This is a genomic window from Halarcobacter ebronensis (genome assembly GCF_013201825.1).
In the GTDB taxonomy this organism is placed as follows: domain Bacteria; phylum Campylobacterota; class Campylobacteria; order Campylobacterales; family Arcobacteraceae; genus Halarcobacter; species Halarcobacter ebronensis.
Genome location: NZ_CP053836.1, coordinates 63,224 through 89,154 on the forward strand (window position 1 = coordinate 63,224; position 25,931 = coordinate 89,154).

The 25,931-nt window shown below is 29.6% G+C and carries 31 protein-coding genes; 10 read left to right on the forward strand and 21 right to left on the reverse strand.

What is annotated here, in order from left to right:
* Window positions 1–25 precede the first annotated feature (25 nt).
* The 3 genes from AEBR_RS00330 to AEBR_RS00340 are packed head-to-tail and all read left to right on the forward strand — an operon-like array spanning window position 26 to window position 2,733.
* A complete protein-coding gene (locus AEBR_RS00330; RefSeq protein ID WP_129085960.1) occupies window positions 26–1,381 on the forward strand; it encodes a phospholipase D-like domain-containing protein in 1,356 nt (451 codons plus the stop codon).
* The gene (locus AEBR_RS00335) at window positions 1,381–2,109 is read left to right on the forward strand and encodes an endonuclease/exonuclease/phosphatase family protein (RefSeq protein ID WP_129085961.1); all 729 of its coding nucleotides are present in this window, start codon (window positions 1,381–1,383) and stop codon (window positions 2,107–2,109) included. Before AEBR_RS00330 ends, AEBR_RS00335 begins: the two co-directional genes overlap by 1 nt.
* Before the next feature lie 9 nt (window positions 2,110–2,118).
* The gene (locus tag AEBR_RS00340; RefSeq protein WP_129085962.1) at window positions 2,119–2,733 is read left to right on the forward strand and encodes an MOSC domain-containing protein; all 615 of its coding nucleotides are present in this window, start codon (window positions 2,119–2,121) and stop codon (window positions 2,731–2,733) included.
* A gap of 85 nt (window positions 2,734–2,818) precedes the next feature.
* On the opposite strand, the gene AEBR_RS15525 is transcribed toward AEBR_RS00340, so the two are convergent.
* Complete coding sequence (locus tag AEBR_RS15525; protein ID WP_267284942.1) at window positions 2,819–2,950, reverse strand: hypothetical protein; 132 nt, start codon at window positions 2,948–2,950, stop codon at window positions 2,819–2,821.
* A 24-nt stretch (window positions 2,951–2,974) separates the two neighbouring features.
* Between AEBR_RS15525 and pstS the strand changes: the two genes are divergently transcribed.
* The 5 genes from pstS to AEBR_RS00365 are packed head-to-tail and all read left to right on the forward strand — an operon-like array spanning window position 2,975 to window position 7,204.
* Window positions 2,975–3,973 carry a phosphate ABC transporter substrate-binding protein PstS gene (gene pstS / locus AEBR_RS00345; protein ID WP_129085963.1) on the forward strand — a complete coding sequence of 333 codons (999 nt, stop codon included), beginning with the start codon at window positions 2,975–2,977 and terminating at the stop codon, window positions 3,971–3,973.
* Between the two features lie 57 nt (window positions 3,974–4,030).
* On the forward strand, window positions 4,031–4,948 hold the full coding sequence (gene pstC, locus AEBR_RS00350; protein ID WP_129085964.1) for a phosphate ABC transporter permease subunit PstC: 918 nt from the start codon (window positions 4,031–4,033) through the stop codon (window positions 4,946–4,948).
* Complete coding sequence (gene pstA / locus AEBR_RS00355) at window positions 4,945–5,751, forward strand: phosphate ABC transporter permease PstA (protein ID WP_129085965.1); 807 nt, start codon at window positions 4,945–4,947, stop codon at window positions 5,749–5,751. The genes pstC and pstA overlap by 4 nt, the downstream gene beginning before the upstream one ends.
* A gap of 5 nt (window positions 5,752–5,756) precedes the next feature.
* Window positions 5,757–6,539 carry a phosphate ABC transporter ATP-binding protein PstB gene (gene pstB, locus AEBR_RS00360; protein WP_129085966.1) on the forward strand — a complete coding sequence of 261 codons (783 nt, stop codon included), beginning with the start codon at window positions 5,757–5,759 and terminating at the stop codon, window positions 6,537–6,539.
* On the forward strand, window positions 6,539–7,204 hold the full coding sequence (locus tag AEBR_RS00365; protein WP_129085967.1) for a phosphate signaling complex PhoU family protein: 666 nt from the start codon (window positions 6,539–6,541) through the stop codon (window positions 7,202–7,204). Before pstB ends, AEBR_RS00365 begins: the two co-directional genes overlap by 1 nt.
* Window positions 7,205–7,225: 21 nt before the next feature.
* Here the strand turns inward: AEBR_RS00365 and AEBR_RS00370 are convergent, their stop codons facing one another.
* From AEBR_RS00370 to nifN, 17 genes are all read right to left on the reverse strand, one after another.
* Window positions 7,226–9,823 carry a phospholipase effector Tle1 domain-containing protein gene (locus AEBR_RS00370; protein ID WP_129085968.1) on the reverse strand — a complete coding sequence of 866 codons (2,598 nt, stop codon included), beginning with the start codon at window positions 9,821–9,823 and terminating at the stop codon, window positions 7,226–7,228.
* On the reverse strand, window positions 9,813–10,937 hold the full coding sequence (locus AEBR_RS00375) for a tetratricopeptide repeat protein (protein ID WP_129085969.1): 1,125 nt from the start codon (window positions 10,935–10,937) through the stop codon (window positions 9,813–9,815). Before AEBR_RS00375 ends, AEBR_RS00370 begins: the two co-directional genes overlap by 11 nt.
* Window positions 10,927–12,042, reverse strand: a complete 1,116-nt coding sequence (locus AEBR_RS00380) for a tetratricopeptide repeat protein (protein WP_129085970.1) — start codon at window positions 12,040–12,042, stop codon at window positions 10,927–10,929. Before AEBR_RS00380 ends, AEBR_RS00375 begins: the two co-directional genes overlap by 11 nt.
* A gap of 215 nt (window positions 12,043–12,257) precedes the next feature.
* A complete protein-coding gene (locus tag AEBR_RS00385; protein WP_129085971.1) occupies window positions 12,258–13,505 on the reverse strand; it encodes an RNA polymerase factor sigma-54 in 1,248 nt (415 codons plus the stop codon).
* Between the two features lie 54 nt (window positions 13,506–13,559).
* Window positions 13,560–13,856, reverse strand: a complete 297-nt coding sequence (locus AEBR_RS00390; RefSeq protein WP_128980439.1) for a 2Fe-2S iron-sulfur cluster-binding protein — start codon at window positions 13,854–13,856, stop codon at window positions 13,560–13,562.
* Window positions 13,857–13,868: 12 nt separating this feature from the next.
* Window positions 13,869–14,207, reverse strand: coding sequence for a hypothetical protein (locus AEBR_RS00395; RefSeq protein ID WP_129085972.1), 339 nt, complete (start codon window positions 14,205–14,207; stop codon window positions 13,869–13,871).
* A 91-nt stretch (window positions 14,208–14,298) separates the two neighbouring features.
* Complete coding sequence (locus AEBR_RS00400) at window positions 14,299–14,709, reverse strand: nitrogen fixation protein NifZ (RefSeq protein WP_228712117.1); 411 nt, start codon at window positions 14,707–14,709, stop codon at window positions 14,299–14,301.
* Window positions 14,699–15,034, reverse strand: a complete 336-nt coding sequence (locus AEBR_RS00405) for a nitrogenase-stabilizing/protective protein NifW (RefSeq protein ID WP_129085974.1) — start codon at window positions 15,032–15,034, stop codon at window positions 14,699–14,701. Before AEBR_RS00405 ends, AEBR_RS00400 begins: the two co-directional genes overlap by 11 nt.
* Before the next feature lie 63 nt (window positions 15,035–15,097).
* Entirely contained in the window at window positions 15,098–15,619 is a 522-nt protein-coding gene (locus AEBR_RS00410; RefSeq protein WP_129085975.1) for a flavodoxin, read from the reverse strand.
* 22 nt (window positions 15,620–15,641) lie between these two features.
* The gene (locus AEBR_RS00415; protein WP_129085976.1) at window positions 15,642–16,070 is read right to left on the reverse strand and encodes a NifX-associated nitrogen fixation protein; all 429 of its coding nucleotides are present in this window, start codon (window positions 16,068–16,070) and stop codon (window positions 15,642–15,644) included.
* A complete protein-coding gene (locus AEBR_RS00420) occupies window positions 16,070–16,465 on the reverse strand; it encodes a NifB/NifX family molybdenum-iron cluster-binding protein (protein WP_129085977.1) in 396 nt (131 codons plus the stop codon). The genes AEBR_RS00415 and AEBR_RS00420 overlap by 1 nt, the downstream gene beginning before the upstream one ends.
* A 67-nt stretch (window positions 16,466–16,532) precedes the next feature.
* Window positions 16,533–16,835, reverse strand: coding sequence for a hypothetical protein (locus AEBR_RS00425; protein WP_129085978.1), 303 nt, complete (start codon window positions 16,833–16,835; stop codon window positions 16,533–16,535).
* 1 nt (window position 16,836) lies between these two features.
* Window positions 16,837–18,087 (reverse strand): nitroreductase family protein, encoded by a 1,251-nt coding sequence (locus AEBR_RS00430; protein WP_129085979.1) that lies wholly within the window; start codon window positions 18,085–18,087, stop codon window positions 16,837–16,839.
* Entirely contained in the window at window positions 18,062–18,544 is a 483-nt protein-coding gene (locus AEBR_RS00435) for an ankyrin repeat domain-containing protein (protein WP_228712118.1), read from the reverse strand. The genes AEBR_RS00430 and AEBR_RS00435 overlap by 26 nt, the downstream gene beginning before the upstream one ends.
* On the reverse strand, window positions 18,522–19,043 hold the full coding sequence (locus AEBR_RS00440) for a thioredoxin domain-containing protein (RefSeq protein WP_129085980.1): 522 nt from the start codon (window positions 19,041–19,043) through the stop codon (window positions 18,522–18,524). Before AEBR_RS00440 ends, AEBR_RS00435 begins: the two co-directional genes overlap by 23 nt.
* Before the next feature lie 128 nt (window positions 19,044–19,171).
* The gene (locus tag AEBR_RS00445) at window positions 19,172–19,549 is read right to left on the reverse strand and encodes a hypothetical protein (protein ID WP_129085981.1); all 378 of its coding nucleotides are present in this window, start codon (window positions 19,547–19,549) and stop codon (window positions 19,172–19,174) included.
* A complete protein-coding gene (gene nifN, locus AEBR_RS00450) occupies window positions 19,539–20,837 on the reverse strand; it encodes a nitrogenase iron-molybdenum cofactor biosynthesis protein NifN (protein ID WP_129085982.1) in 1,299 nt (432 codons plus the stop codon). The genes AEBR_RS00445 and nifN overlap by 11 nt, the downstream gene beginning before the upstream one ends.
* Window positions 20,838–21,012: 175 nt before the next feature.
* On the opposite strand from nifN, the gene AEBR_RS00455 reads away from it, so the two are divergent.
* Both AEBR_RS00455 and AEBR_RS00460 read left to right on the forward strand, forming a co-directional pair.
* Window positions 21,013–21,324: a hypothetical protein gene (locus AEBR_RS00455; RefSeq protein ID WP_129085983.1), complete on the forward strand. Its 312-nt coding sequence runs from the start codon at window positions 21,013–21,015 to the stop codon at window positions 21,322–21,324.
* A gap of 60 nt (window positions 21,325–21,384) precedes the next feature.
* The gene (locus AEBR_RS00460; RefSeq protein ID WP_129085984.1) at window positions 21,385–21,804 is read left to right on the forward strand and encodes a hypothetical protein; all 420 of its coding nucleotides are present in this window, start codon (window positions 21,385–21,387) and stop codon (window positions 21,802–21,804) included.
* A gap of 6 nt (window positions 21,805–21,810) precedes the next feature.
* Here AEBR_RS00460 and AEBR_RS00465 read toward each other — a convergent pair whose 3' ends face one another.
* The 3 genes from AEBR_RS00465 to nifE form a co-directional block, all read right to left on the reverse strand.
* Entirely contained in the window at window positions 21,811–22,833 is a 1,023-nt protein-coding gene (locus AEBR_RS00465; RefSeq protein ID WP_128980468.1) for an AI-2E family transporter, read from the reverse strand.
* 115 nt (window positions 22,834–22,948) lie between these two features.
* Window positions 22,949–24,436: a hypothetical protein gene (locus AEBR_RS00470; protein ID WP_129085985.1), complete on the reverse strand. Its 1,488-nt coding sequence runs from the start codon at window positions 24,434–24,436 to the stop codon at window positions 22,949–22,951.
* 117 nt (window positions 24,437–24,553) lie between these two features.
* Entirely contained in the window at window positions 24,554–25,909 is a 1,356-nt protein-coding gene (nifE, locus tag AEBR_RS00475; RefSeq protein WP_129085986.1) for a nitrogenase iron-molybdenum cofactor biosynthesis protein NifE, read from the reverse strand.
* Between the last annotated feature and the right edge of the window lie 22 nt (window positions 25,910–25,931).

Sequence of the window (25,931 nt, forward strand, 5' to 3'; positions counted from 1 at the left end):
TTTCTAAAAAGGATACCCTTTAGCTTTGGAGCTCTCAAACCTTATTATATATGCTCTTATTATATTAAGAGAATTTACTATTATTTTTGTACTTATTCATATGATATATAAAAGAAGAGAACCAAGCAGTATGATTGCTTGGCTTCTATTTCTTATTTTAGTTCCTTACTTAGCCCTTGTTCTATACTTTATTTTTGGAACAAGAAAGGTAAAAAGTAAATATAAAAAAGAGAATATCTCCGTAAATAGAAAAAACCACACAAGTAGTACTGAAGAGTTTGAAATATATAAAAGTGCAACAAATGGGAAGATGGAACTCTTTTTTGACTATATAGAATCTTATAATGAGTTTGTAAAATCAATTAATGAAGCAAAAAAGAGTATCTATATCTGCACCTATGTTTTTAAATATGATAGTGTAACAAAAGAGATAATCTCTTTACTAGAAGAGAAAGCAAAACAGGGGCTAGAAGTAAAAATATTAATAGACTCTTTGGGTTCTTTATATACATATCTTTTTCAAAGTAAATTTAAAACCCTAAAAAATTTAGGAGCAGAGATAAAGTTTTTTATGCCAATTTTCCAAATACCTTTTAGAAACTATATAAATTTAAGAAACCATAGAAAGATATATATTTTTGATAATCAAAAGGTTTTAAGTGGTGGAGTCAATCTTTCAAATGAGTATTTTGGAAAAGAGTATATTAAAGATAGATGGGAAGATATACTTTTCTCTTGTAAAGGCTCTTGTGTGGAAGATTTTTTTACTATCTTTGCTTCAGATTGGTATTATGCAACAAAACAGAGATTAAGTTTTGATTTGATTCCAATATATGAAGATGGAAATGATAAGATAAAAGTTATTCCAAGTGGACCTGATGTTAAAACTGATGTTTTATATGAGACAATTTTAAATAAAATCTTTATGGCAAAAAGTAGAATTTGGATTGTAACTCCATATTTTATTCCAAATGAAACCCTTACAAAAGCTTTGATAATAGCAAAACATAAAGGGGTTGACGTAAAACTTATAACTCCAAAACACTCAAATCATATTTTGGCAGATTTAACAAGAAGCTCTTTTTTGCGAGAGTTGCAAGATAACTATATAGATATTATGTTATATAGAGGCAGAATGTTACATGCGAAAGCTATTTTATTTGATGATAAATGGGCAATGGTTGGAAGTGTAAATATAGATAATAGAAGTCTTTTTCTAAACTATGAAGTTACAACTTTTGTCTCTTCTATTGAAAGTATCTCTAAAATTGAGACTTGGATGGATGAACTTGTTGAAAACTCTATTATAGGTATAAATAGTGCATCCCATGCAAGAGTTCTTGTTGAAAACTTAATGAGAATAGTTGCTCCTCAAATATAATGTTAAAACCAAACAAAACAGTAACTCTTTTTAAACATCAAGAGATAAATAGTATAAATAGCTTAAATATTCTTTGTTGGAATGTGGCTAAACTTACAAAAAAAGAGGAGTTTAAAACCTTTTTTAAAGAGTTAGTCAAAAAAGAGGCTTTAAACTATTTTGTTTTGCAAGAGGTAAAGAGTGATATAAACTTTAGTTTGGAAGTTTTTGACTCTTACTCTTATGTTCTCTCTCCTAATATTCAAACTAAAAAGAGTATTTATGGGGTTATGAATCTTTTTTCTATCTCATGTAGTGATAGTTACTCTTTACTTACTCAAAAAAGGGAATTAAAACTTGCAACCCATAAGACAGTTTTGATAACAAAACATATAATAAATGATAAAAGTGTAATGGTTGTAAATATTCATGCTTTAAATTTTGTCCCTTTAAAGGATTTTGAGTATGAGTTGAATCTTTTAAAAAAAGAGTTGCTAAACTATTCTGATGCTTTGATTGTTGCAGGGGATTTTAATACTTGGAATAAAAAAAGAGTAGAACTGTTAAATAGTTTTTGCAAAGAGCTGTTTTTAAAACAAGCCATCTCAAGTGATGAAAAAGATATAAAAAAGATTTTTAAAAATAGTTTGGATTATATATTTTTTAGGGGTTTGACTTTTGAATACTCAAAGGTAATTAACACCTCTTTATCAGATCACAATCCTATAATTGCATCATTTATTATATAAGGAGCAAAAATGAAACTTAAATCTATCGCAATAGGTGAACCTAAAAGTTATTTTAGAGGTGAAAAAGAGTTTGAAAGTGCCTATAAAAAAGATATTTTTTTAAAAAAAGTTAGAGTTACAAAACTTGGATTAGAGGGTGATTTTCAAGTTGATAAAAGATTTCACGGAGGAGAAGATAAAGCTATTCATTTTGGCTCAACACTACATTTAGATAAAAATCCAGATTTTGATAAGCTCTTTGTAGGCTGTAATATTTTTGTTGATGAGATAGATGAAGATAGTATTTATGTTGGAGATGTTTATAAAGTAGGAGAGTGTTTAATAGAAGTTACACAACCAAGACAACCTTGTTGGAAAATTGGAGCTCTTTTTGGAAAAGAGCCAAATAGATATATTGTAAAAAACAGTGCAACAGGATGGTATGTAAGAGTTTTAAATGAGGGTGTAATAAATGAAGAAGATAAAATGGTTTTAGAAAAAAGAGTATCAACTTTTTCAATAAAAGAGCTATCTTTTTATCTTAAAAATCCACCTAAAGAAAAAGAGCTTATAAGCATTATTTTAAATACTAAAGCTTTGGCAGAAACTTATAAAAATGATTTTAAAAGGGCAATTATGCTTTAAAAACAATCAATTTTATTAAATTCTTAATAATAAAAGAGCCTAAAAGTAATTATAAAAATGGTACGTAGAAATTTTTATAAAATCTTTATAAAACCTCTACAGCAACCATATAGAAGTCTCTCCAAGATTTCAGAAGTTTCTCTAATTTGTTCTTCATAATTGTATATACAACAATTGTAACCATTTTATAACCACAAAGTTCTATATTTACATTCACGAATTTAAAAAAAGGACTATAGTAATGAAAAAAATAAATTTATTACTTGCATTAGCATTGGCAACATCAATCGCTTCTGCAGCGGATATTAAAGGTAGTGGTGCTTCTTTCCCATATAGTGTATATCAATCATGGATTAAAGCTTATCATACTTCAACAAATGTGGAAGTTGATTATGTAAAAAAAGGAAGCTCACATGGTATTGCTGATATGAAAGCAAGAGCTGTTGATTTTGCTGGAACTGATGCTCCTTTAAATCCAGATCAATTAAGTGAAGCAAAACTTTACCAATTTCCTGCAGTTGTTGGTGCAATTGCAATTAGTTATAATGTACCAAATGTTGGTGAATTAAAATTAAGCAGAGAAGCTTTAGCTGAAATTGCATTAGGTAATGTAAAATATTGGGATGATAAACTTATCACTTCTACAAACGCAGGTGTTAAATTACCACACGAAAAACTGACTTTTGTACACAGAGCAGATGGTTCAGGAACAACTTTTAACTTTACTTATTACCTAAGTAAAATCTCTAAAAAATGGAGAGAAGCTTTTGGTGCTAAAAAATCTCTAAATTGGCCAGGAGACCATCATATTGGTGGAAAAACAAATACAGGTGTTGCTGCTTTAGTTAAACAAACTCCATATTCAATTGGTTATATTGACTATGCAGATGCTAAAAACAATGATTTAGCAATGGCAACAGTTGAAAACAAAGAGGGTAACTATATTAAACCTGAATTAAAATATTTCCAAGCAGCAGCTGCAAAAGCTGATTTAGATCCAGCAAAAGATTTCTATGCAGTAATTGGTGACCCAGCAGGTAGCGATGCATACCCAATAGTAGCGGCTACTTTTATTCTTTTACCTCAAGAAAAAGCTGATGTTGATAAAAAAGTTACAGCATTTTATGATTATGCATTTAAAAATGGTGCAGAATTGGCAAGTGAATTAGGATTTGTTCCTCTTCCAGATGCATTAACTACAAAAATTAGAAAATACTGGTCTGAAAAAGGCGTAATGTAATTTTCTCTATGACAGGAGCCAAAGGGCTCTTGTCAAAAAAATTTATGGTTAGGAAATATGGAAAAAATTTTTAAAAATCTCTCTTTATTAAGTGCATCAATTGTACTTGTAATATTAATTAGTATATTTATTACACTCTTTATATCTTCAAAAGATGCTATTCATGAGTTTGGACTAGGGTTTATATCTAATCCTGCATGGCAAAAAGAAGTTCCTTTAACAAAAGAGGAATTAGCAAAACATAAAACTGTTGATGAGTATAGTCTTTTCCCTGATGAGGAACCAACAAAAACTGTTTTTGGTGGATTAATTCCAATTGTAGGAACTCTTTTATCAACTCTAATTGCAATAGCTTTTGCTCTTCCAATTGCTATGGGAATAGCTGTATTTTTAGCTGAAATTGCTCCAAAAAATATCTCCAATGTTGTGGGTATTGCAATAGAGTTACTAGCCGCCATTCCAAGTATAATTTTTGGTATGTGGGGACTTTTCTATTTTGCTCCAATTATCCAAGATTTTGTTGGTGGGTATCAAGTCTCTTTATTAACAGCAGGGCTTGTTCTTGGTGTTATGATTCTACCTTTTATGGCAGCAATTACAAGGGATAGTATGAAAACAACTCCTGATATCTTAAAAGAGTCAGCTTATGCTCTTGGTGCAACTAAGTTTGAAGTTATAAAAGATGTAATATTCCCTTACTCAAAGGTTGGTATTATAGGTTCAATTATTTTAGCTCTAGGTAGAGCTTTAGGTGAAACAATGGCTGTTGCCTTTTTAATAGGTTCAGTTTTTGAACTTCCAAAGGCTTTAAACTCTCCCACAATCTCAATTCCAGTTGCCCTTGCAAATAACTTTGGAGAGGCAACGGGACTTGGAGCTTCATCTTTGTTTTATTTAGCATTTATGCTTTTTATAATTAGTTTTATAGTTATCTCCATTGCGAAATTCTATTTTCTAAAAAGGGTTAAAAAATGAGACTGCTACTAAATAGAATAGTTTTATTGTTGGCAATTTTGTCAGCTTTTATTGGGCTTGCTTTTTTGGCATGGATTTTAATAACTCTTTTTTTAAAAGGGATTACCTCTTTTCACTTTACACTTTTTATAGATGATCTAATCTCAAATGGCTTACGAAATCTAATTATAGGTCAGTTTATTATGGCTGGAATTGCCTCTTTAATTGGTATTCCAATTGGAGTTTTAGCTGGAATTTATTTGCAAGAGTATGGGTATAACAACAAATTCACAAGATTAGTTAGGGATTTAAATGACATAATGGTTAGTGCTCCTTCTATTGTAATTGGAGCTTTTGTATATGCTGTTGTAGTAATTCCAACAGGAGGGACAAGTGGTTTTGCAGGAAGTATAGCACTAACAATTATGATGCTTCCTATTGTAATTAATACAACGGATAATATGTTAAGCCTTGTTCCTATTGAACTTAGAGAAGCTGGTATTGCAATAGGGGCTAGTAAATATAGAGTTATTATAGATATTATAATTAAAGCTGCAAAAGTTGGGATTATGACGGGACTTCTTCTCTCTTTTGCAAGAATTATAGGGGAGACTGCTCCACTTCTTTTTACAAGTGGAACAAGTAACTACTTTACTTTGGATTTAACAGAATCTTTCCCCTCTTTAACAGTTAGTATTTATGATTTAGCAAATGATCCAGTCCAAGCAAGTAGAGATTTAGCTTGGGCAGCCTCTTTTATATTAACACTTCTAGTTTTAATAATAAATCTTCTTGGAAGATATTTAACAAGACACAAAGGATAAAGTATATGTCAATAATGAATGTAGAAAAATTTAGTTTTACCTATGCAGGAGCACCTCAAAAATCTTTGATAGATATTAATTTACCTATTAAAAAAGATAAAATAACTGCACTTATCGGTCCTAGTGGTTGCGGTAAATCTACACTTTTAAGGGCACTAAATAGAATACATGACCTCTACCCAAATAATAAATATGAGGGCAAATTGATGCTTAAAAATTCAAAAACAGATAAGATGGAAAATATTTTAGATATAAAAAAAGAGAACCATTTTATAAAACTTAGACAAAGGGTTGGAATGATTTTTCAAAAACCAACTCCTTTTCCAATGAGTATCTTTGATAATGTTGCCTATGGCCTTAAAATAGCCGGAGTTAAAAATAAAAGTGAACTTTCAGATAAAGTTGAAGAGGCTTTAAAAGGAAGTGCTTTGTGGAATGAAGTGAGCGATAGACTTGATAAAAATGCTATGGGACTTAGTGGTGGGCAACAACAAAGATTGTGTATAGCTAGAGCTGTTGCAGTTAAACCTGATCTTTTACTTTTTGATGAACCAACCTCTGCTTTGGATCCAATTTCAACTGGAGCAATTGAAGAGTTAATAGTGGAACTAAAAAAAGATGTAACCATTGCAATAGTAACTCATAATATGCAGCAAGCGTGTAGAATTAGTGATTTCACTGCATTTATGTATCTTGGAAAGCTTGTTGAATACAATGATACTGAAGAGATTTTTATTAATCCTGGTGAAAAGCAGACTGAAGATTATATTACAGGGAGATTTGGATAATGTTAAAAAGATATGCAGAACAGTTAGAGGATGTAAATAGCGGTGTTTTAGAAATCGCAAACTCTATTTTGGCTTCAAATAGGACTATTCTAAAAGCTTTTAATGGATGTAAAGTTGAGTTATTAAAAGAGGCTGAAGAGTCTTTAAAAATTATCTCTCAAAAAGTGGCTGATATAGATAATATCATAATCAAAACTTTAGCTCTTTTTGGTCCTGAGGCTACTGATTTAAGATTTGTTGTCTCCTTTTTTAAGATTACAAATGAGCTTCAAAGAGCCTCTTCAAATACGAAAAGTTTTATAAAAAGTTTTGAGGTCTATTGTAACAATATAAATGAAGAGGATACAAAAGAGTATGCAATTCCTTTACATAAATCCTCTTTAGAGTGCCTTGAAAGCGCTGTTAAAATGATTGAGTGCAGTCATGATGAGGTTAGAGAAAATTTTAACAATGTAATTGTTGCAGAGAAAAAAACAGATGAACTTTATAACCAGTTTCAAGACCATATTCTTTCACAAGATAAAAAAATTGAAGATTTTAGTAAATATACTGAGATTTTAAATGCACTAAGAAAAAATGAAAAAATTGCTGATAGAGCGCTTGATATAGCTTATCTTATTCTTTTTGCAAGAGTGGGTGGAGTTTTAGGTGAAGTGGAGATTTAATCTTCACTTTCCAAACTAATATTACCTTGTATATTTATCACCTAAAGCTGTATATAAAACTCTTTTCCCATAAAAATCCCCTAGCTCTTTTTTTTCAAAAGAGGCTTTATTTACAAAATCAGCATATTTAGAAGAGTGATGTATATAATCATCTTTTAAACTCTTATAAAGAGTATCTCCACTTGTAAACTCACCTTTTTCTTCTAATGTGTCATATACTTTATTTAATATCTCATCATCTTTAAAACTGTATGAAGATAAAGAAGCAAAAGGAAGCAGCTCTAAAGCTTCCTTTTTACCCAGTTCTTTACCTTGAGTCATATCTTTGTAAATAGCTCTTTCATACATGATTTTAAGAGTAACATATTCGTATTTATTTAATACCTGTTTCTTATGCATATATAGATATAACATAGGTTTTGGTAAAGTTGTTCCAATATATGAAGGTATTGCTTCAGGTAAAATACAATAATAAAACCCATCTTCTAAATCATCACTTATCTCATTTTTTGAATTGACTTTTTGTATCTTATTTGTATTTAACCAATTGTACTTGTCATTCCAAGCAATTATTGAGTTTTTTATATATTCAGGGATTTGCTCATAATCTTTTACATACTTTTTAGTTAATAAAGTAGTTTCACTAGAAGTATTATAACCTCCTCCAACATCAGAATGTGCTCCGGGAAGAAAATACTCTTCAAACTTTTTACCTCCACTTAGAGTTGAGCTTTGGGTTTTTTGTATTTCATTGTTTATATTTTCAAATATAGAGTAGGCATCAAAGTTAAATCTAAACTCATCTTTTGCCATAAGATGTACAACTTGTCCTATTTTGTCTTCATTTTCATCTTTAAAAAAGTTTAGATTTAAGGATTTGAAATCATTTGCTTGTTGTAAACCAAAGTGAGGTACAGTATCATATAATCCTGCAAATCTAAAGTTTATAGATTCTATGATAATCTTTTTCTTTCCAAAATATGGATTTTCTATTCTGCTTCTACCTCCTCCATAATATCTTTTTTCTGTATTTAAAGGGTTGTAAAATCTTTTCCCATCTATTGATACAATTCCATTATCTCCAAAAAATGGAGTAAATATATTTTTCTCTTTTTTCATCTTTATACTATAGTTTTCACCACTTTTTTCTGCTTCATTTAAAATAGAACAAATAAAGTGTCTAGCAGTTGCAGCTCCTCTACTAAAACCAAATACATCAAGATATAGTTCATTTATATATCCAATTGATGAGGATCTTAGTTGCTCAGAGATTTTGATACAAGCATATATAATATGTGCTTCGATACCTGTTTTATCTTTAGTTAGATATTTTTCTCCTCCAAAGCCTGAACCAAATAAAATAGAATCCTCCCCATAATCCTCTTTGATATATGGATTATGAGTTCCAGCTCCACTCTCATATAGTTTAAACCTGCTTGTTGGAAGAATTGTTTTATCTCTTTTTACATCTGCTCCATCATAAAGATTATAAAGTCTGCTGATATTTGATTCTCCATTTGTAAAACTACTGTCTTCATCATCATCTGCTAAGATATTTTCCCTTATATATCTTTCTCTGTTTTCTTCTTCACTTGTATTTAACTCTTTTTTCACCTCAAGAAAATACTCAAACACTTTTTTAGCATGTTTTGCTTTTGTGCTTTCTAATAGCTCTTTTTCTTCTGTTTCAAGATTTGAGTTTTTATCAAAATATCTTATCTCTTTAGGGGCTTTATCTATTTGAGATAGAAGTATGATTAGAACTTGGTCATTTAGTTCTGGATTTGGTTCTGATACTATGTATTCTTGGATAGTTAAAATTTCTTCTATTGATTTTTGAGGAATTCTTCTTGCTCTATTCTCTTCAATAAACTCAGCAGGTTCTTTTAAAAACTCTGTATAGTTCCTATAAAAATTTATATTATGGATATTGTTTTTTGTTCCATCAAAAAAAACTCCATATTCAACTATAAGTTCAGGCATATATGAAGCTGAAGTATTTTCTTCATAAAGAGTTACTTCCAACTCTTTTATTTTTGAGTCTTTTTTTATATTATATACATAAGGCATAGATACTATTATATAAGCTTGCTCTTTTTCTAAGTAGGTTATTTGTTCTTTATCTATTATTTTTTGACAACTATCTTGGTTAAAAGATAAGGCTCCTATACTTTTTTTATTTGTATTCTCTTTTAGGTTATCTTCTAATTTTTGATTATAGGCATGGGTATAGTTTTTGGCTTTTAATATTGTTCCATAAGAGCTTGCATTATTTAGGCTTAGAGAGCTTAGTTTTACTATCTTTTTATCTATATCTATACTATTTACTGCTTGTAGCTTATCTTGTATTAGATTTTCACTCTCTTTTTTTATGGCTTTTAGTAAGGAGTCTTTATATTTATTTTTTACAGTTTCTAAGATTTTTTCTTTATCTTTTTCTTCCCCTACAAGTTTTTCACTCTCTTTGTCACTTATTATAATATAAGCAGTTCTAGTTCTAAGACTTGTACTATAGCCATGTATCTCTTCTCCTGTATCTTTTATAGAATATCTATATAGGTGCACCCCCTCATCTTGCTTGAAAAAAACTTGTCCTATAGTTATATCATTACTGCTCATATGTTACTCCTAGTTTTTTTAATTTTCCTATTGCTATTTCATCACCATCTTTAGCTGCTTTTTTATACCATTTAATTGCATTTTCTTTATCATTTAAATCAACTTCATATGTATAACCTATATTATAAGTTGAATCTACATATCCTAGCTCACTAGCTTTTTTATACCATTTTATTGCACTATCAAAATCTTTTAGTGATACTGCATAAATATTCCCAATATTAGCAAGACAAGAGATACAATTTAAATCTTTATAGCCTTTGTTAAACCAATATATAGCCTTTTCATAATCTTTTAATACTTCCCAATATATAAAACCTAATCTATTTGCAGATTCTTCACTTTTTAGTTCAAACCCTTTTTTATACCACTCTATAGCTTTTTCATAATCTTTTAAATCTTCATAAACTGTACCGATGCCACCAGCACAAGTTGCATTACCTAAGTTTAAACATTTTTGAAAATATTCTTCTGCTTTTTTTAAATCTTTAATCTCTTTATTTTTTCTATATAAAATACCTAGATTATAATACCCTCCAGATTCTCCTAATTCTCCAACTTTAAAAAAAGTATCTATTGCTTTTTTTAACTTTTCTTGTTTTAAATATATTGTTCCCATTGCCAATAAAGAATAAGTATCCCCACTATTAAAAGATTTTTCATACCACTTTAAAGCTTCTTTATAAGCAAATTTGTTGTCATAGATTACACCTAGATTATGTGCAGCTTTTACCTCACCATTATTTGCTGCTATTTTATAATACTCTATTGCTTTTTCTTTATTTCTTAAGAAGTTTGAATATAAACTTCCAAGTTGAGTATAAGATTCAATATTACCTTTGGCTCTACCTTGATTAAAATATTTTTCAGCTTTTTTATAATCTTTACTTCTCATATAATACAAACCAACACAGTTGTAGCCTTGTATCTCTTTATCTTTTATTAGTTGTTTATAGTTTTCTAAATCTCTATTTGTGTAGGTTTTTTTATTGCATTGGTTTATGTTGTAGGTACTTTTTTTTAGTTCTATCTTTTCATTTGTGCAGGAAGTTAGTAATAAAGATAAAAGAAGTAAAGATAAAACTTGTCCTATGGTTATATCATTACTGCTCATATGTTACTCCCAACTCTTTTAATCTATTTATTGCATTGTATTTTGCATTTGTATTTACTGCTTTTTTGTACCAATATATTGCCTTATCTTTATTTTTTATATAATTTTGATAAGTTAATCCAAGATTATAAGCAGCATTTTTATTTCCTTTTTGAAAAGCTAATTCGTACCACTCTATAGACTTTTCATACTCTTTTATACTTGTATATACATTTGCAACATTAGCAAGACAAGATATACAATTTAAATCTTCATAACCTTTGTTAAACCAATATATAGCTTTTTCATAATCTTTTAAAACTTCCCAATATATAAAACCTAATCTATTTGCAGATTCTTCACTTTTTAGTTCAAACCCTTTTTTATACCACTCTATAGCTTTTTCATAATCTTTTAAATCTTCTTCATAGTGTGCACCCATTGCGCCAGCACATAAACCGCAACCTAATTCATAACCTTTTTGAAAATATTCTTCTACTTTTTTTAAATCTTTAAATTGTTTCTCTTTCCCATAAAAAACCCCTAAACTATGATAAGCTTCTAGTTCTCCCAACTTAGCAGCTTCTTTAAAAGTCTCAATAGCTTTTTCATATTTTTTCTGTTTTCTATATATATGTCCCATTGCCAATAAAGAGTAAGTATCCCCACTATTAAAAGATTTTTCATACCACTTTAATGCTTCTTTATATTGTGCCTTTTTGTCATAGATTACACCTAGATTATGTGCAGCTTTTGCTTCACCATTATTTGCTGCTATTTTATAATACTCTATTGCTTTTTCTTTATTTCTTAAGAAGTTTGAATATAAACTTCCAAGTTGAGTATAAGATTCAATATTACCTTTGGCTCTACCTTGATTAAAATATTTTTCTGCTTTTTTATAATCTTTATTTCTCATATAATACAAACCAACACAGTTGTAACCTTGTATCTCATTATCTTTTATTAGTTGTTTATAGTTTTCTAAATCTTTAGTTGAGTAGGTTTTTTTATTGCATTGTTTTATATCATATGTGCTTTTTTTTAGTTCAACTTTTTCATTTGTGCATGAAGTGAATAAAAATATAAGAGTTAGGAGAGAAAGAGATTTTATAATAAGATTCAATTTATACCTTTATTAATAATTTTTAAAAATATAAATTATAATTAAAATTATATTTTGGTTTGTTTAATTAACATGGTACAGTTATAAACTTTCTACTTTGTAGAGTTTGTTTCTTAACATTGCTTCGCAAGTTTCGCTTAAAACTCTTTGCTTATAGATTTTCTACTTTGTAGAGTTTGTTTCTCAACCTAGCGGTTTCGCTTAAAACTCTTTGCTTATAGATTTTCTACTTTGTAGAGTTTTTTTCTCTCTTTTGATGAAGGGATATCAAGCATTTTTCTATATTTTGTGATAGTTCTTCTAACCATTTGTAAATCAAATTTTTCAAATATCATATCTAGAATATCTTGATCTGTTAGTGGGTTCTCTTTATTCTCATAATCAACCAAAGATTTTATATAACTTTTTATTTGTGATGAGCTTAAATCTTTGTCATTTACTGCATTTGTAAAGAAGTGTTTTAAAGGAAATACACCTAAAGTACACTCAATATATTTATTAGCAACGGCTCTACTAATTGTTGATTCTGCAAAGCCTAACTCTTTTGCCAACTCTTGCATAGAGTAAGGTCTTAATTCCCCTCCAACAAAAAATCCTATTTGTTTTTCTACTATTAAAAGAACTATTTTATAAAGGGTAGATTTTCTTAAATTAAGCAAATTTACCAAATCTCTTGCTTCTTTTAGTTTCTCTTTTATGGTCTCATTTTTTGAAGAAAAAGGATCTTTTACCTCTATATCTGGATAATAGGCATGATTGATTCTCACATTTATATCTTCCCCAATATCCACATAAAAATCAGGGATAATTTGTATATTTGTATTTATAAAATCAATTGCTGGAGGATTGTTGAAATATTTGATTATACTTTTAGCATCCTCAAATCTATGGTGAGCTGCATATTTATCCAAGTGAGCTATATCTTTTATAATCTTTTTTATAAAGTTATAGAGTTCATCATCAATTTTTTTATCACAAGCATCTAGTTGAAAAAGAAATGATTCTGATAAATCAATTGCACCAACTCCAGCTGGCTCCAATCTTGAGAATCTTTGTCTGATGGATTCAACATACTCTTTATATACATTGCAAGTAATGGCAATTTTCTCTATATCTCCATCAAAATAACCCTCTTCATTTATATCACAAAGTATCTCTAAAGCCACTTTTTGTGAGTTTGGAGTTGGGAAATTTGGTGCGCAAATTTGTTCACTTAATTTATCATATAAAGACTCATCATATAAAGCTAAAGATTCAATAAACTCTCCACTTGTACCTTGTGGCATAAAATTATTATAAAACTCTTTTGGTTTTTTAATCTCTAAAAAAGGGTTTTCATAAGAGACATTTTTTAGATGTTTCTCTAGGTCTTGAAGTGAAGTTTGTAGCATTGGAAGCCACATCTTCAAAGATAAGTTAAGATTTTGCTTTTGAGCAACCGAAGGTGATAATGTAGGTGCCATACTGTCATTATGCCCAAATTCATAAAGAATTTGGACTAATATTATGTATATTTTTTAGTATTTGATTCTAACTACACCGTTTGGTTTAACGATTTTCATTTGACAAGAAAGTCTAGTGTTATCTGTACAAGTACCAGCACATGACTCTTTTATTACTTTGATCTCTTTTTCGTTAATTGGTGATAGAAATTCCATACCTTGCTCAACCTCAACTACACAAGTACCACACTCACCATCTCTGCATCCAAATGGTAAAGCTGAACCTGAAGCCTCAACTACATCTTGAATTGTACTTCCTGGTTTTACATTAATTGCTAAGAAATCATTAATAATCTCTACTCTAGTTGTCATTTTATTTCCTTATTATTTTTTTTTGAATGGTTTAACTAAAATATCACCTTTAACTAACATCATTGGTGCTATTCTAACTTTTGGGCTAATTGTAAATTGTTGACACTGCTCAGCCTCTTCAGCAGTAATCGCTTTATATTGAACAAGAAGATCTAACTCTTCATCTTCCATATAGCTTGTTGGCTCTTCATCCGCAAGGTTTTCAACACTGATTAAACATTTAGAAAAATCTTTATCAGCAGGTACTGGAACACCTTTCTCTTTTGCTAATCTTACGATTGGTTCACCAATTTTCGCATCATAAACACCGTCAGTCTCAGTATCAAAATGCATAAAAATAACTTTTGCCATATATCTTCTCCTTTCTTTAGATTGGTTCTATACCAAGCCATACGAAAAAGTTCTTTAAACTCTTTCATTTGACTTGGTACGGAAAAAGTACTTAATCTTTTTTGTAATGCTTTTCCCTATGTTTTCTCATATATTCAAGCTCTTCTTCCACTTCATTTCTATAATCTTCCATCGCTTCAAGTTCATTTTCCCTACAGCCAACAACCTCAACAGGTGCTTCCTTTACACCTAAAAAATGAACTTCATATACTCTGATTACTTGAAGAAACTCTCCTATAGATTTTACATAACCAATTGCCTCTTTAGGCATCATAAGAGTACCTATAGGAGCGTGGGGGTAGGTTCCATCATTTACAATATCTTTGATAAGTTTAACTTTTTGTCCAATTCCAAATTTTGGTTCTTCTTCATCTTTTCCTGATCTTTCAGCCGTTACACTATCATGTAAAAAAGTATCAGGATTTACAATGTTTTCATGGTCAATTCCATTTTTAGCAGCCACAAGATCCTCCTTGCGAAGTTCCACTTGTTCCACAAGAAGAGCAGCCATTTAGTTTTCCAGTTTCGTACATATTCCAAACATCAGCTGCACTTGGTGCATGACCATTTTTATAATCTCCATAAACCCTTAAAAGTGAAAACTTTAGAAAATCTAAAAGTTTACTCTCTTCAGCTATATTCCCAATACCTTTTCTTATTAATGTTCCATACTCTTTCATCATATGAAATCTTTTTACATTAATTAGTGCTTGGTCAAACTCGATATTAAAAAATTTGAAATAATCCTCAGTATCTGTTAACTTGTAAAACTCTTCTACAGTTGCCATAATATATCCTTTATAATCTATAACTGCTTTTTTAGGATTTGTTAAAATTCTTAAAAGTAGTATTTACGCTGGTATTTGAGTTCTTAAACTCTCTATCCAGTTATTAATTCTCTCTTTTGTTTTACCTTTTTCATTATGCTCATCAATAGCTAATCCGCAAAGTTTTCCATCCTTTTCAGCTAATGAATGTTCATAAGAGTAACCCTCTTTATCTACAAAACCAACTACATTTGCTCCTAAATCTGAAAATGTATCACAAAGTTTTCCTAATGCAGAACAAAAGTGTTCACCATGTTTTACACTATCACCTGCTCCAAAGAAAGCAACAGTTTTTCCTGAAAAATCTGGTTTTTCATCTTCTAACTCTAATAAAACATCAACCCAAGAGAAGTGAACATCTCCTTGTCCCCAAGTTGAACTTCCAATAAATAGAATATCAAAGTCTTCAAATTGCTCAATATCATCAAAGTCTTCTTCCATATTAATTACATCATCTTCATCAATATCAAACTCTTTTACTAACGCTTTTGCAACTTTCATTGAAGTACCACCAGCTGTTCCACAAAAAATTCCAACTTTAGCCATTTTTTCTTCTCCTTAAATATTTTTAGCTTTTATATTTTTTATATCTTTCGTTTGCTTTCATAAGAAGCTTTTCACCCTCTTCTTCTAGATTTTCTAGTGTTCTAAAAGAGTATCTATGTGCATCTTTAAAGCCTTTATCACACAACACAATATCATCTGCAAAAACAACAACTCTACCAAAACCTTCGTGGCTCATCTCCATAACCACTGAACACATAATCCCTGTCATCTTTTCAAAAGCCAGTGCTACAGCTTGATAAACAAGTCTAATATCTTGAGTTTGCATCTCATCAATATCTGCAATAATAGGGATGTTTCTCATCTCTTCTTTTGTTTTTACATATTTCTCTACAAGTAAATCTTCATCAGATTTATTAACCCAAGTTCCAAATTGATCAAGGGCTCTTATTTGACCAATTAGAGTCTTTTTAAATAGTTCTTTAGTCTCCATTACATAGCCTTTTTTTCAATTATTTTTTTAATAAATGGAGGTGGATTTGAATTTAGCATGTTTTGAAGTTTTTTTGTCTCTTCTTCAATGCTAACCTCTTCTTTGTATTTGATAGTGAAAATTCCACTATTAATTAGTTTTGCTGCTGCAATAGCACCAACTTCTGTGAAATAAACAATATCTACACCTTTTAGCATAGCTACAGTTTTATCTGTGTCTTTCTCTAAAACTTTTTTTATTTCACTCATATTTATACTATTTTTGCTAATTTCATAAACAGCAAACTGTTTCGCACTCCCAAAGTGTGAATCAATATTCTCCAAATCTTTTGTAGCAAAAGCTACTGTGATCATACCTTCGTTTGAATTGTTTGAAGTAATTTTTATACTACTCATGGTAATGTCCTAAATAAATTTATCTAGATACTTGCAAAAAGTGTTCCACAGAAAAATGAGAAGAAAATCAGTTGGGTTTAGCGCTCTTTATTAGGGCTAAGAAGTCTATTAGGTCACTTAAAAAAAAGGCTCTATTATCAATTAGCGCAAAGTAGACATTTATAAAAGTATTTTGCTCCATAAAACTTTTTGCTGTACTTATAAACTCAGGAGGAATTTGTCTATTTATAGCTTTGTCTTGGATTAGTTCATAACAAACCTCTTCAAAAAGAAAGAAGATTTCAGCAGTTTTTGTTTGGGTTAACATATAGATATCACTTCTATAAAGTTCATATTTTTTAAATAAGTTTACGTAGGTCTCTTTACTCATCTTATCTTCCCACTGCTTGTAGATACAAAATATTATTTGTTGTTTTTAGATTTCTTTGACACTCATCATCAAAAAAAGCACCAATTCCACTGCAACCTATATCTAAAGAAGTAGCGCGTAAATTTATAATATGAGCTAAAAAACCACTTATTATATAGTCTTGAAAAAGGTTTGACTCTTTTTTTGATGTGAATATTAGAGTAAAACAACTGCTCTCTCCAAGCTTTTGATTAAAGGCAAGCCTTGTTGAAAGCCCCTTGAAATCGCCTTTAGAAATCAAGTTTACATTTTTGTAAACTCCAAGTTCTAGATTTTTGACATTGTTGTTAATAAAAAAAACTTCAATACCTAAACTTTTTGAACGTTCAAAAATATCTTTTGTTAAAAAGTCAAACTCCTCTTTGGTAATAGGTTTTTTTTCAAAGGCTCTTATTGATCTTCTTTTATCAATACTTCTTTGAATACACTTTTTATCCATATCATCCAAAAGATGAAGAGGTTTAATCTCATCAAAGATTAGATTTTCAAGTAGTTTTGAAAACTCCTCTAAAAAAGGATTTTTTATAAAATAGTCTGTAGAAGATACTGTAACTAATCTCTCTCTTAAATTTTGATATTTTGTATCTTTTCCATTATCTACTAAAATTGCCCCTTGAAAAAACTCTTGTTCCTCAAAACCAAAAGCCTCATTTAGTCTCTTTTTATTAAAATTAAATGAGAAATCAAAAGGAATAGCTTCTTTTTTTAAAGCACTACAAATTGCTCCTAATTGGTGACCAGTATCTAAAAGTAGATATCTAATTGCTCTATTTTCATATTTCCAAGAGGTTCTAAAGTAGACATTGCTTATTAAAAAAATAAACTTTTTTGAGTCTGTTTCAAAGTAGTATTCAAGACCATCATTGCTTAGTTCATGAATAAGAGTCAAAGAATCATTAAGAGGTTCATAGTGATATACTCCACTTAAAAGATTTTTTATACCTCTTATTTGAATATAGATTTCGCAAGGATAAAGTCCTCCTGCACTTGGAGTTACTCTTAAAACAACTTCTTCATTTCCATAGACTTTTTTATCAGTAATTTTCCCAAAATCTTTTATAAATTTAAGCTCTTCAAATTCATCAAGATGGTATCTTCTAAAAAATTTTGGATAGGTTTTAAAACTTTTTGGCTGTGTTCTCCAATCTATAAATTGAGTTTGTAAAAAAGAGTTTTTTATTGTTATATCAGTTTTTTGTTGGAACTGTTGCACTTTTAAGCATCTTATATATTTTTGGAGTTACAGCAAGGTCAATTGCCTTAAAACCATCAAGATTTTCTAAAGAAACATCAGCACCATTTTCCAAAAGTAGTTTTACAAAATCTTCTTTCCCTGCACTTGCGCAATACATTAAAGCTGTAACTGCGTTATCATTCTTTGAGTTTACATCAATTTGTGCATCAATTAGTGCATAAAAACAGTCATACGATGAGGCAAAACAAGCATTCCATAAAGCACTGTTTCCATCAACATTTTTGAGATCAAGATTAACACCATTTCCAATTAATGCTTTGACAATCTCAATATTGCCCTCCCTAGCAGCTTTCATAACAGCAGAATTCCCATGTTTGCCCTGTTTATTCAGGTCATTTATATCATACTCGTTATTTCTTAGCCACTCTTTTAGATTGTCTGAAAATGACATTTTATGCTCCCATCCAATTTTCATGGGTATGACCCTTTTGTCTAAAATTAGCCACTTCATCAAGTTTTGTTTTAAACTCCTCTAAATCAAAACTTGTCTCAATATTTGAAGGGATTTGAATATATTTTATAATCCCCTCTTTATCCACAACAAAGATTGATTTTGCAAGAAGATTATCGTTTATATTTACTCCAAACTTTAGGGAAAAATCTTTGAAATTATTTGAGATAAATCCCTCATCAAGCGAATAATCAGCTTTTATTTTTTCAATATTTTCATTAGCACTTTTTGTGATAATATAAGTTACCAATTTAGATGAATACTTTTGAAGTATATTGTGAAGAGCATTGTTGTAAGCTTTTATACAAGGAAGAGTAATAAGCACTTGAATTTTAGGAGCCATCATTCCAATAACTTTTGTTTCATTATTTAACATCTCAACTCTAACAGCTGGTGCTTCTGTTTCAACTTTTCTCTCTTTTTGTCCTAGAGTGTAAATTTCATCTTTGTATGTAACTTCCATTTTATAAAGTACCTTTAATGTGTGATTTGGTAATTTGCATCTATTTGCCAAATTTATGCAATAAGCGTTCCTTTAATAAAAGAAAAGATAGATAGTTAAGTACCATCTATCTTTGCATTAGTTCAATTTTATAGAATATCTTTGTGGGTTATTTGACAGTTTGTATCTATAATCATTAGAGATTTTTTTAAGTTGTTATTTTCATCTAACATTTTAAATATTTTGGAAAACTCTTTATACTCCATAGTAATTAGATTATTTTTTAAATCAAATTTTTCAACAACTTTTTTACAAGAATCAATACAACTTGAAGTGATAATAAAAGCATCGGCTCTATCTTTAAAAAATTCAATTGCATCACTTAGTTGTTCATTAAAATCTTCAATATTTGGAAGAGTTATAACAACTTGAACTTTCTGTTTTGGAATCCCAAGAAGTCTAGTCTTTCCATCTATCATCTGTAGAGTAATTGCAGGAACTATTGGTCTTTGTAGATTAATGCTCATCATAATTTACCTCATGTCTGTGTGTGTTGATTATATTTGCCATTTCAAAAAGCAAATATGCACTTCCTTCGTATAAAATATCATTTTTTAGTTGATTCCCAACACCTTCATAATCTGGAAAACCTCTTAACATTAAGGCTTTTTTATATTTCATTGTATATCTCTCTCCATGGAAGCTGGTAATCAAAAGTTCACTATCTTGAAGATATTTTTCCACATCTTCAAAGTCTCCAATTAAAAGATTCTCACACTCTATTTCATCTAGAAGATCATTTCTATGGGTAGTTATTATTGCTTTGATATTTGCACCTGCCTCAATAATTGTATTTGCAATACTAAGACATTGATCAGGCTCCAAAGCTAATACAACAGAAGAACTTCCTATGGCAAAATGGGTATCTAAAAGAGCATCTTGAAGTCTTTTTCTCCATCTAACAATACTTGGATGAGGAGTGGTAACTCCTTTTATTTGGCAAAGAATTTTAAAAAATCTATCACTATTTTCCAAACCACCCAAAGAATCAAAATGAAGAAGGTTTATGTTTTCATTCTTCTCTTTTAGTTTTGTTCCAGCTTTTTTTACGCTACTTCCAATAGATATAACCAAAGATGAATCAGCTAACTCTTTTATCTCATCTAAAGAGATACCACCAGAACTTAAAGCTCCTTGTTTAAGCCCTAAATGTCCATCTAAAGAGTCACTTAAATCAGGAAGAGCCAAAACTTCATAACCAAAAAGTGAAATTGTATCTTTTATCTTTTCAACCTCAATAGGCTTAAGATTAACGTTTGGGATTATAACTGCTTTTTGTGGATTAATCGTGGTTTTTATCTCAACTAATTGATCAATAATAGCTTCAATTGATTTTGCAAAACCGCTCTCTATTGAACCTTCAAAATCTGGAGTATTTACATAACAGATAGTTTGTTGTTCTTGTAGCAATAAAGAGGCACCTTTTATATCATCACCTTTTGTTTCAGTAAGTCCCGTTGTAAAAAGACCAACTAAATCAGGTTTTACTTTTTGAGTAATATTTTTTATTGATTCTGAGATTGCATAATCTCCTCCGTCAATTACAGCAGTTATATCATTTACAGCTGTTGTTTGAACGGCTATTGGATCATTAAAATGTCTAGTAAAAAATACTTTTGTAAAAGAGGCACACCCTTGTGCTCCGTGCATAAGAGGCATACAGTTTTTAATACCTAAAAAACATAGCATTGCACCCATTGGTTGAGATAGTTTAATTGGATTTAGTTGTAAGGGTTTCGAACTAATCGCTTCCATGCTAATTCCTCTTTTTTCTTTTCTTTTATGCAAAAAGTGTTCCTAAAATAGAAACTTTACATTGAATATATCTTATTTATTTTGTAATATTATTCAAAATAGCCTGTTTCTTTGATTATTTTTATTTAAGAAAAATAGGAGTAAAATTAAAAATTGATAAAAAAGAAGGCGAAATATGGATTCAATATCAACTAACTCTTTACAACCCCTTGAAGAGTTAAGTAGTACGCAAACAGTTCAAAACAGTGGGATTAAACCATCTTCAAATGAGTTTGAAAATCTTTTATCAGATGTAAATACAGAGTATCTAACAGCAACATTATCTTTAAATAGTCCATTTAATATAAGTGATTTTTTAGAAGTTTCCAAAGAAGTAGATGATGTAAATGCAGAAGCTAATAGCAAAATTTTTGAAGGTTTGGAAACACAAAGAAGTTCAAATATTCAAAATAATGCAAATATTATGAAGGCAATATTAAGCGTTTGATTAAAATTAATTTAAACTTAAACAAGTTATAATTTTTGCAGTAATTATTAAGGGGTTCTTATGTCAATTAATGAAATAGCAGATCAGTTTAATATTGGTTTCTTTTCAACAGTTAATCAGAATCAAGAACATATTGATTTAAATGTTCAAGAAGACTCTGAATTGGATGGTTTTAGTGAAAAACTTAAAGAGATAAGTTCTGAAGCTATTTATCGTGCTCCTGAAACTATGTATTTTGATGGACTTGATTTCTCTGACCCTAAAAATCCAAAACCTATACAAATCCCAGTTACAGGTTATTTCCAACATCCATTTTTAGATGAGGATGGAAACTGGGATGAAGAGGCAGAATTTGCATCTTACAAAGAGAAAGAGTTGGCATACAAACAAGAAGTAATAGAAGATTGGCTAAAAAAAATGAGTGTTGATCTACAAAATCAAGCTGACTTAATGAAAGCATTATTGGCTAAAGCAGAATAATTAAATCTATTTGGCCTTAACATTTGACATAAGCAATGAGATCCATTTTGTTGAGTGGTTTGAATCAAAAGCAATTTTTAGTGTCATAGTGATTGGAACTGCCAAAAACATTCCCACAATTCCTAAAATCCATCCCCAAAGAATAAGAGAGAAGAATATAACAAGAGGCGATAATCCTAACTCTTTTCCCATAAATTTCGGTTCTACTATATTGCTTATTGTGATATTTATAAAAACATAAAGAACTATTAAAATGATTGTTGTATTTAAATCTGCACTTACAAGGGATAATAATACAGCAGGTATAGCTGCAATAATTGAACCAACAACAGGCACAAAGTTAAAAAGCATAGCAATAACTCCCCATAAAATTGGGTAATCAATACCAAAGAAAATAAGTGTTATGGCAATAAAAAAGCCAGTAAAAAAGCTTGTTGAGGTTTTAACTAAAAAATATTTTTTGATATTAAATGAAAAAAGGTGTAAATTTCTTAAACTCTCTTTGTCTTTTTCAAAAATAATTTTTAATTTTCTTTCAAAAGATTTTGACTCTGCTAAAATAAAAGCAATACCAATAATAATAAGTAAAAATTTTGAGAGGAAAGTTCCAATACTTCCTATTAAGTTTGTTGTTATTCCAAAAAATGAGCTAAAGTTTAACGCATCTAGGATTGTTTTTTTCTCTACAGAAACTCCATAACTCTCTGCAAAAGCAATAGCTTTTACAACTAAAAGTTGTAACTGTTTTTCATATTGGGGAAGGTTTGATAAAAAATCTTTTAATGAGATATTTACTATATAAGCAAGTATTAGTGAAATAAGCGTAAATATGGCAAGTACGACTAAATATGAGATGATTTTTGGGAAATTTTTTCCTTCTAAAAAAGAGATTACTGTTGATATAATTGATGAGATAAAAATTGCTAAAAATAAAATTATTACAATTTCACTAGCAGCTTTTAGTCCAGCTAAAATAACTACAATACAAGCTAAATAAAAAAAATATTTTCTTATATGTATATCTGTCATAATACTCCTTTTATGTGCAAAAGTATTATAACTGTTTTAATATAAATTTGAAACATATGGTTTAAAAGTAAAGTTATTCCTAAATTTTAGGAATAACTTCTTTTACAAAAAAAGATTAAAAACTATGAAGTAAAGAATTTCTAATCTCACTGTATTGGGAAATAAAATTTGAATAAGCTTCAATTACCTCTTGTTTGTATGTATCTTGAGAGTTTTGAGAAGCATTTTTAGCTGCATTTGATACAATATTTATAATAGAGTCAAGATTTAATGGTGTTGTTTCTTTTTGTTGTTGTGTATTTGAAGCATTTTCGTTTTTATTTTCCTTCTCATCTGTATCTTCCTTTGTTTGAAGATCACTCGCATAAATCAATAACCCATTAATAATAAGAGAATCAAGATTACCATTTTGAAGATTTTCTATATTTTCAGTAATAGCTAAATCACTCCAAACTGCCACTTTAGGATCACTTATGGTTTGAAGTTTATTATATATTGCTTCGTTTAAAGTATCATCTTTTAAATAATCCACTTTATCAAGTTGGGCTTTAAACGCAAGTAAATTATCTGTATCTTCTTTATTTAGTTTTGATACATTTTTTAAATTATCTTCTAAAATCTTTTTTAATTCATCTAAATTTTCTTTTGCTTCATCAAAAGTTATTTGTCTTAATTGAGCAGCGGTATAGGTACTGTAATCAGGTTTAATATCTTCTTCACTTTCAGTTTTAACTTCGTTAGTTGATTCAGTCTCTTTTATCTCTTCTTTTTTTATATCATCATTTTCATTTTTTTTCACATCATATATACTAAATTTTTTTCCAGCAATTGTTATCTCATCCCCTTGTATAATAAATCCAGCAGAAAATCTTGAACTTTCAGGATCTTTATATTTTTGAACACCATATTTCTCTATAAATTCAAGTGCATCTTCAATTGATTGTAAAATTTGTTTGAGATCTGTTCCTTGAATAGTATAAGAAGTACCTCCCCTGTAGCCAACTTCACTACCATCTAGATCTACAGGATTAGAATAATCATAAAAGACCTGGCTATTATCCTCATATTTAGAATATATAGCTCTATTTATCTGATCATTATCAAAATAATTAACAATTTTAAATTTATCATTGAAATTAAGTAGGTCTTGTATCTCTGTGTTTTCTCTTGTTATTTGACCATACTGCTTATCAAGCATATCTTCTGTAATCTCATCTTCATTTAAAAATAAAAATGATTCCTCAAAACGGACTTGTTGATCTTGTGAGCCACCTCTTACTTCAATATCATCATTAAGAAGAAGTCTTTTTTGATAGTTTTTAAAAGATTCCGAATTTATAGTATCTTTAGCCTCTTCCATTCGAGCTTCTAATATCTCTTTAATCTCTTCATAATTTGCTTTAATTTCATTATAAGAGAGTTCACTTAACTCTTTTGCACTATAAGTTGAATAATCACCCTCTACTTTTTGGGTAAAAGCTGTAAGCTCTACATCATATTCTTTATGTACTTTAAAAGAATTATTAATAGTATCTGTGGAACTTCTTTTTTGTATATTTGAAGAGATTTCATTAAAAAAATTATTAGATGATGAGATTACCATGGCATATCCTTTAATTAGTATTTTTTACTATAACTAGAGCTTTCTTAAAGTTAGATAAAATATTACTAATTCCGATATTTATTATATATGGTAATTTTATATATTTTTATAATTATTTTAATTAATAAGTTCTTCTCCCCAAGGTTCAGGTGTTCCAACAACTTTAAATACTTTGTTATTAACTGCATAACAAACATCTTTTGCCAAGTTTACAAGTCCTTTATAAGCTCCATAACTTATTTTCTTTTCTTGGTTTACATCAACAAAAGCAACCTTTTTCTTTATGGCTGTATACAGACTTCTTCCCCCTGCAAGAAGAATATCCACATTATGCTCATCTATTAGTTTTGCTTGTTCTACTCCTGGATTAGTCATTAAAATATCCACATATTTAGAAGCAATCTCTTTATCCTCTAAGGTTGCTTTTCTAACACTTGTTGCAACTACTTCCAAACCAATATCTTGCAACGCACTTGCTATTGACCAAGATTTATTTCCTCCAGTATTTAAAATCGCTTTTTTACCCTCTAGCATTTTTCTATAAGGCTCTAATGCACTCTCTAGTTTTGCTTCCTCTTGGGCAATTACCTCTTCAGCTCTTTGTAGTAACTCTTTGTCTCCAAAAGCATTTACAATACTTCTAATTGCATTACTTGTATCTCTTTTCCCATAAAACGAAATAGAGATATATGGAATTTGATACTTCTCTTGCATTTTTCTGCAAAGTGTTACTAAAGATTTTGCACATACAATTACATTTAGTTTTGCTCTGTGAGCCATTTGAATATCTTCAACTCTTCCATCTCCAGCCAAAGTTGAAACAATTTTAATACCAATTTTCTCTAAAATAGGAGTATATTGCCACATATCTCCTGTTACATTATACTCCCCAATTAGATTTATTCCATATGGATGAATCTCTTCAGGTTCCCTTGTTCCAATTAGTTGATGAAGAACTGATTCTCCACCAAGTCTAGAACCTAAATTTTTACCTCCAACAAAACCTGGAGAGTGTATTACAACAACAGGAATATTATGTTTTTTCTCCATTCTTGCACACACATTATCCATATCATCACCAATCATAGCTGTAACACAAGTTTCATATACAAAGATTGCTTTAGGATTTTTATGTTCAACTATATATTCAATAGAGTCTTCTAATTTTTTGTTTCCACCAAAAATCACATCATTTGTATTTACATCTGTTGTAAATCCCGTGACAGTATTATTCTCTCCCCTATGAGAGGTTAGAGTCTGTCTTGTCTCCCAAGATGCTCCAATACATGTTGCAGGAGAGTGCACTAAATGAACTACATCTGCATAAGGAAAAAGTGAAATTTGTGAACCTTCAAAGGCGCATCCACCAGAAGTTGCACCTGGTTTTGGTTTATCACAAGAAGATTTTTTTGTTTTATTATGAGAACATGCACTCTCATTTAATAGATCCCTAATTAGTTTTTTATTTACCATAATTGAGCCTTTATTTATCCAT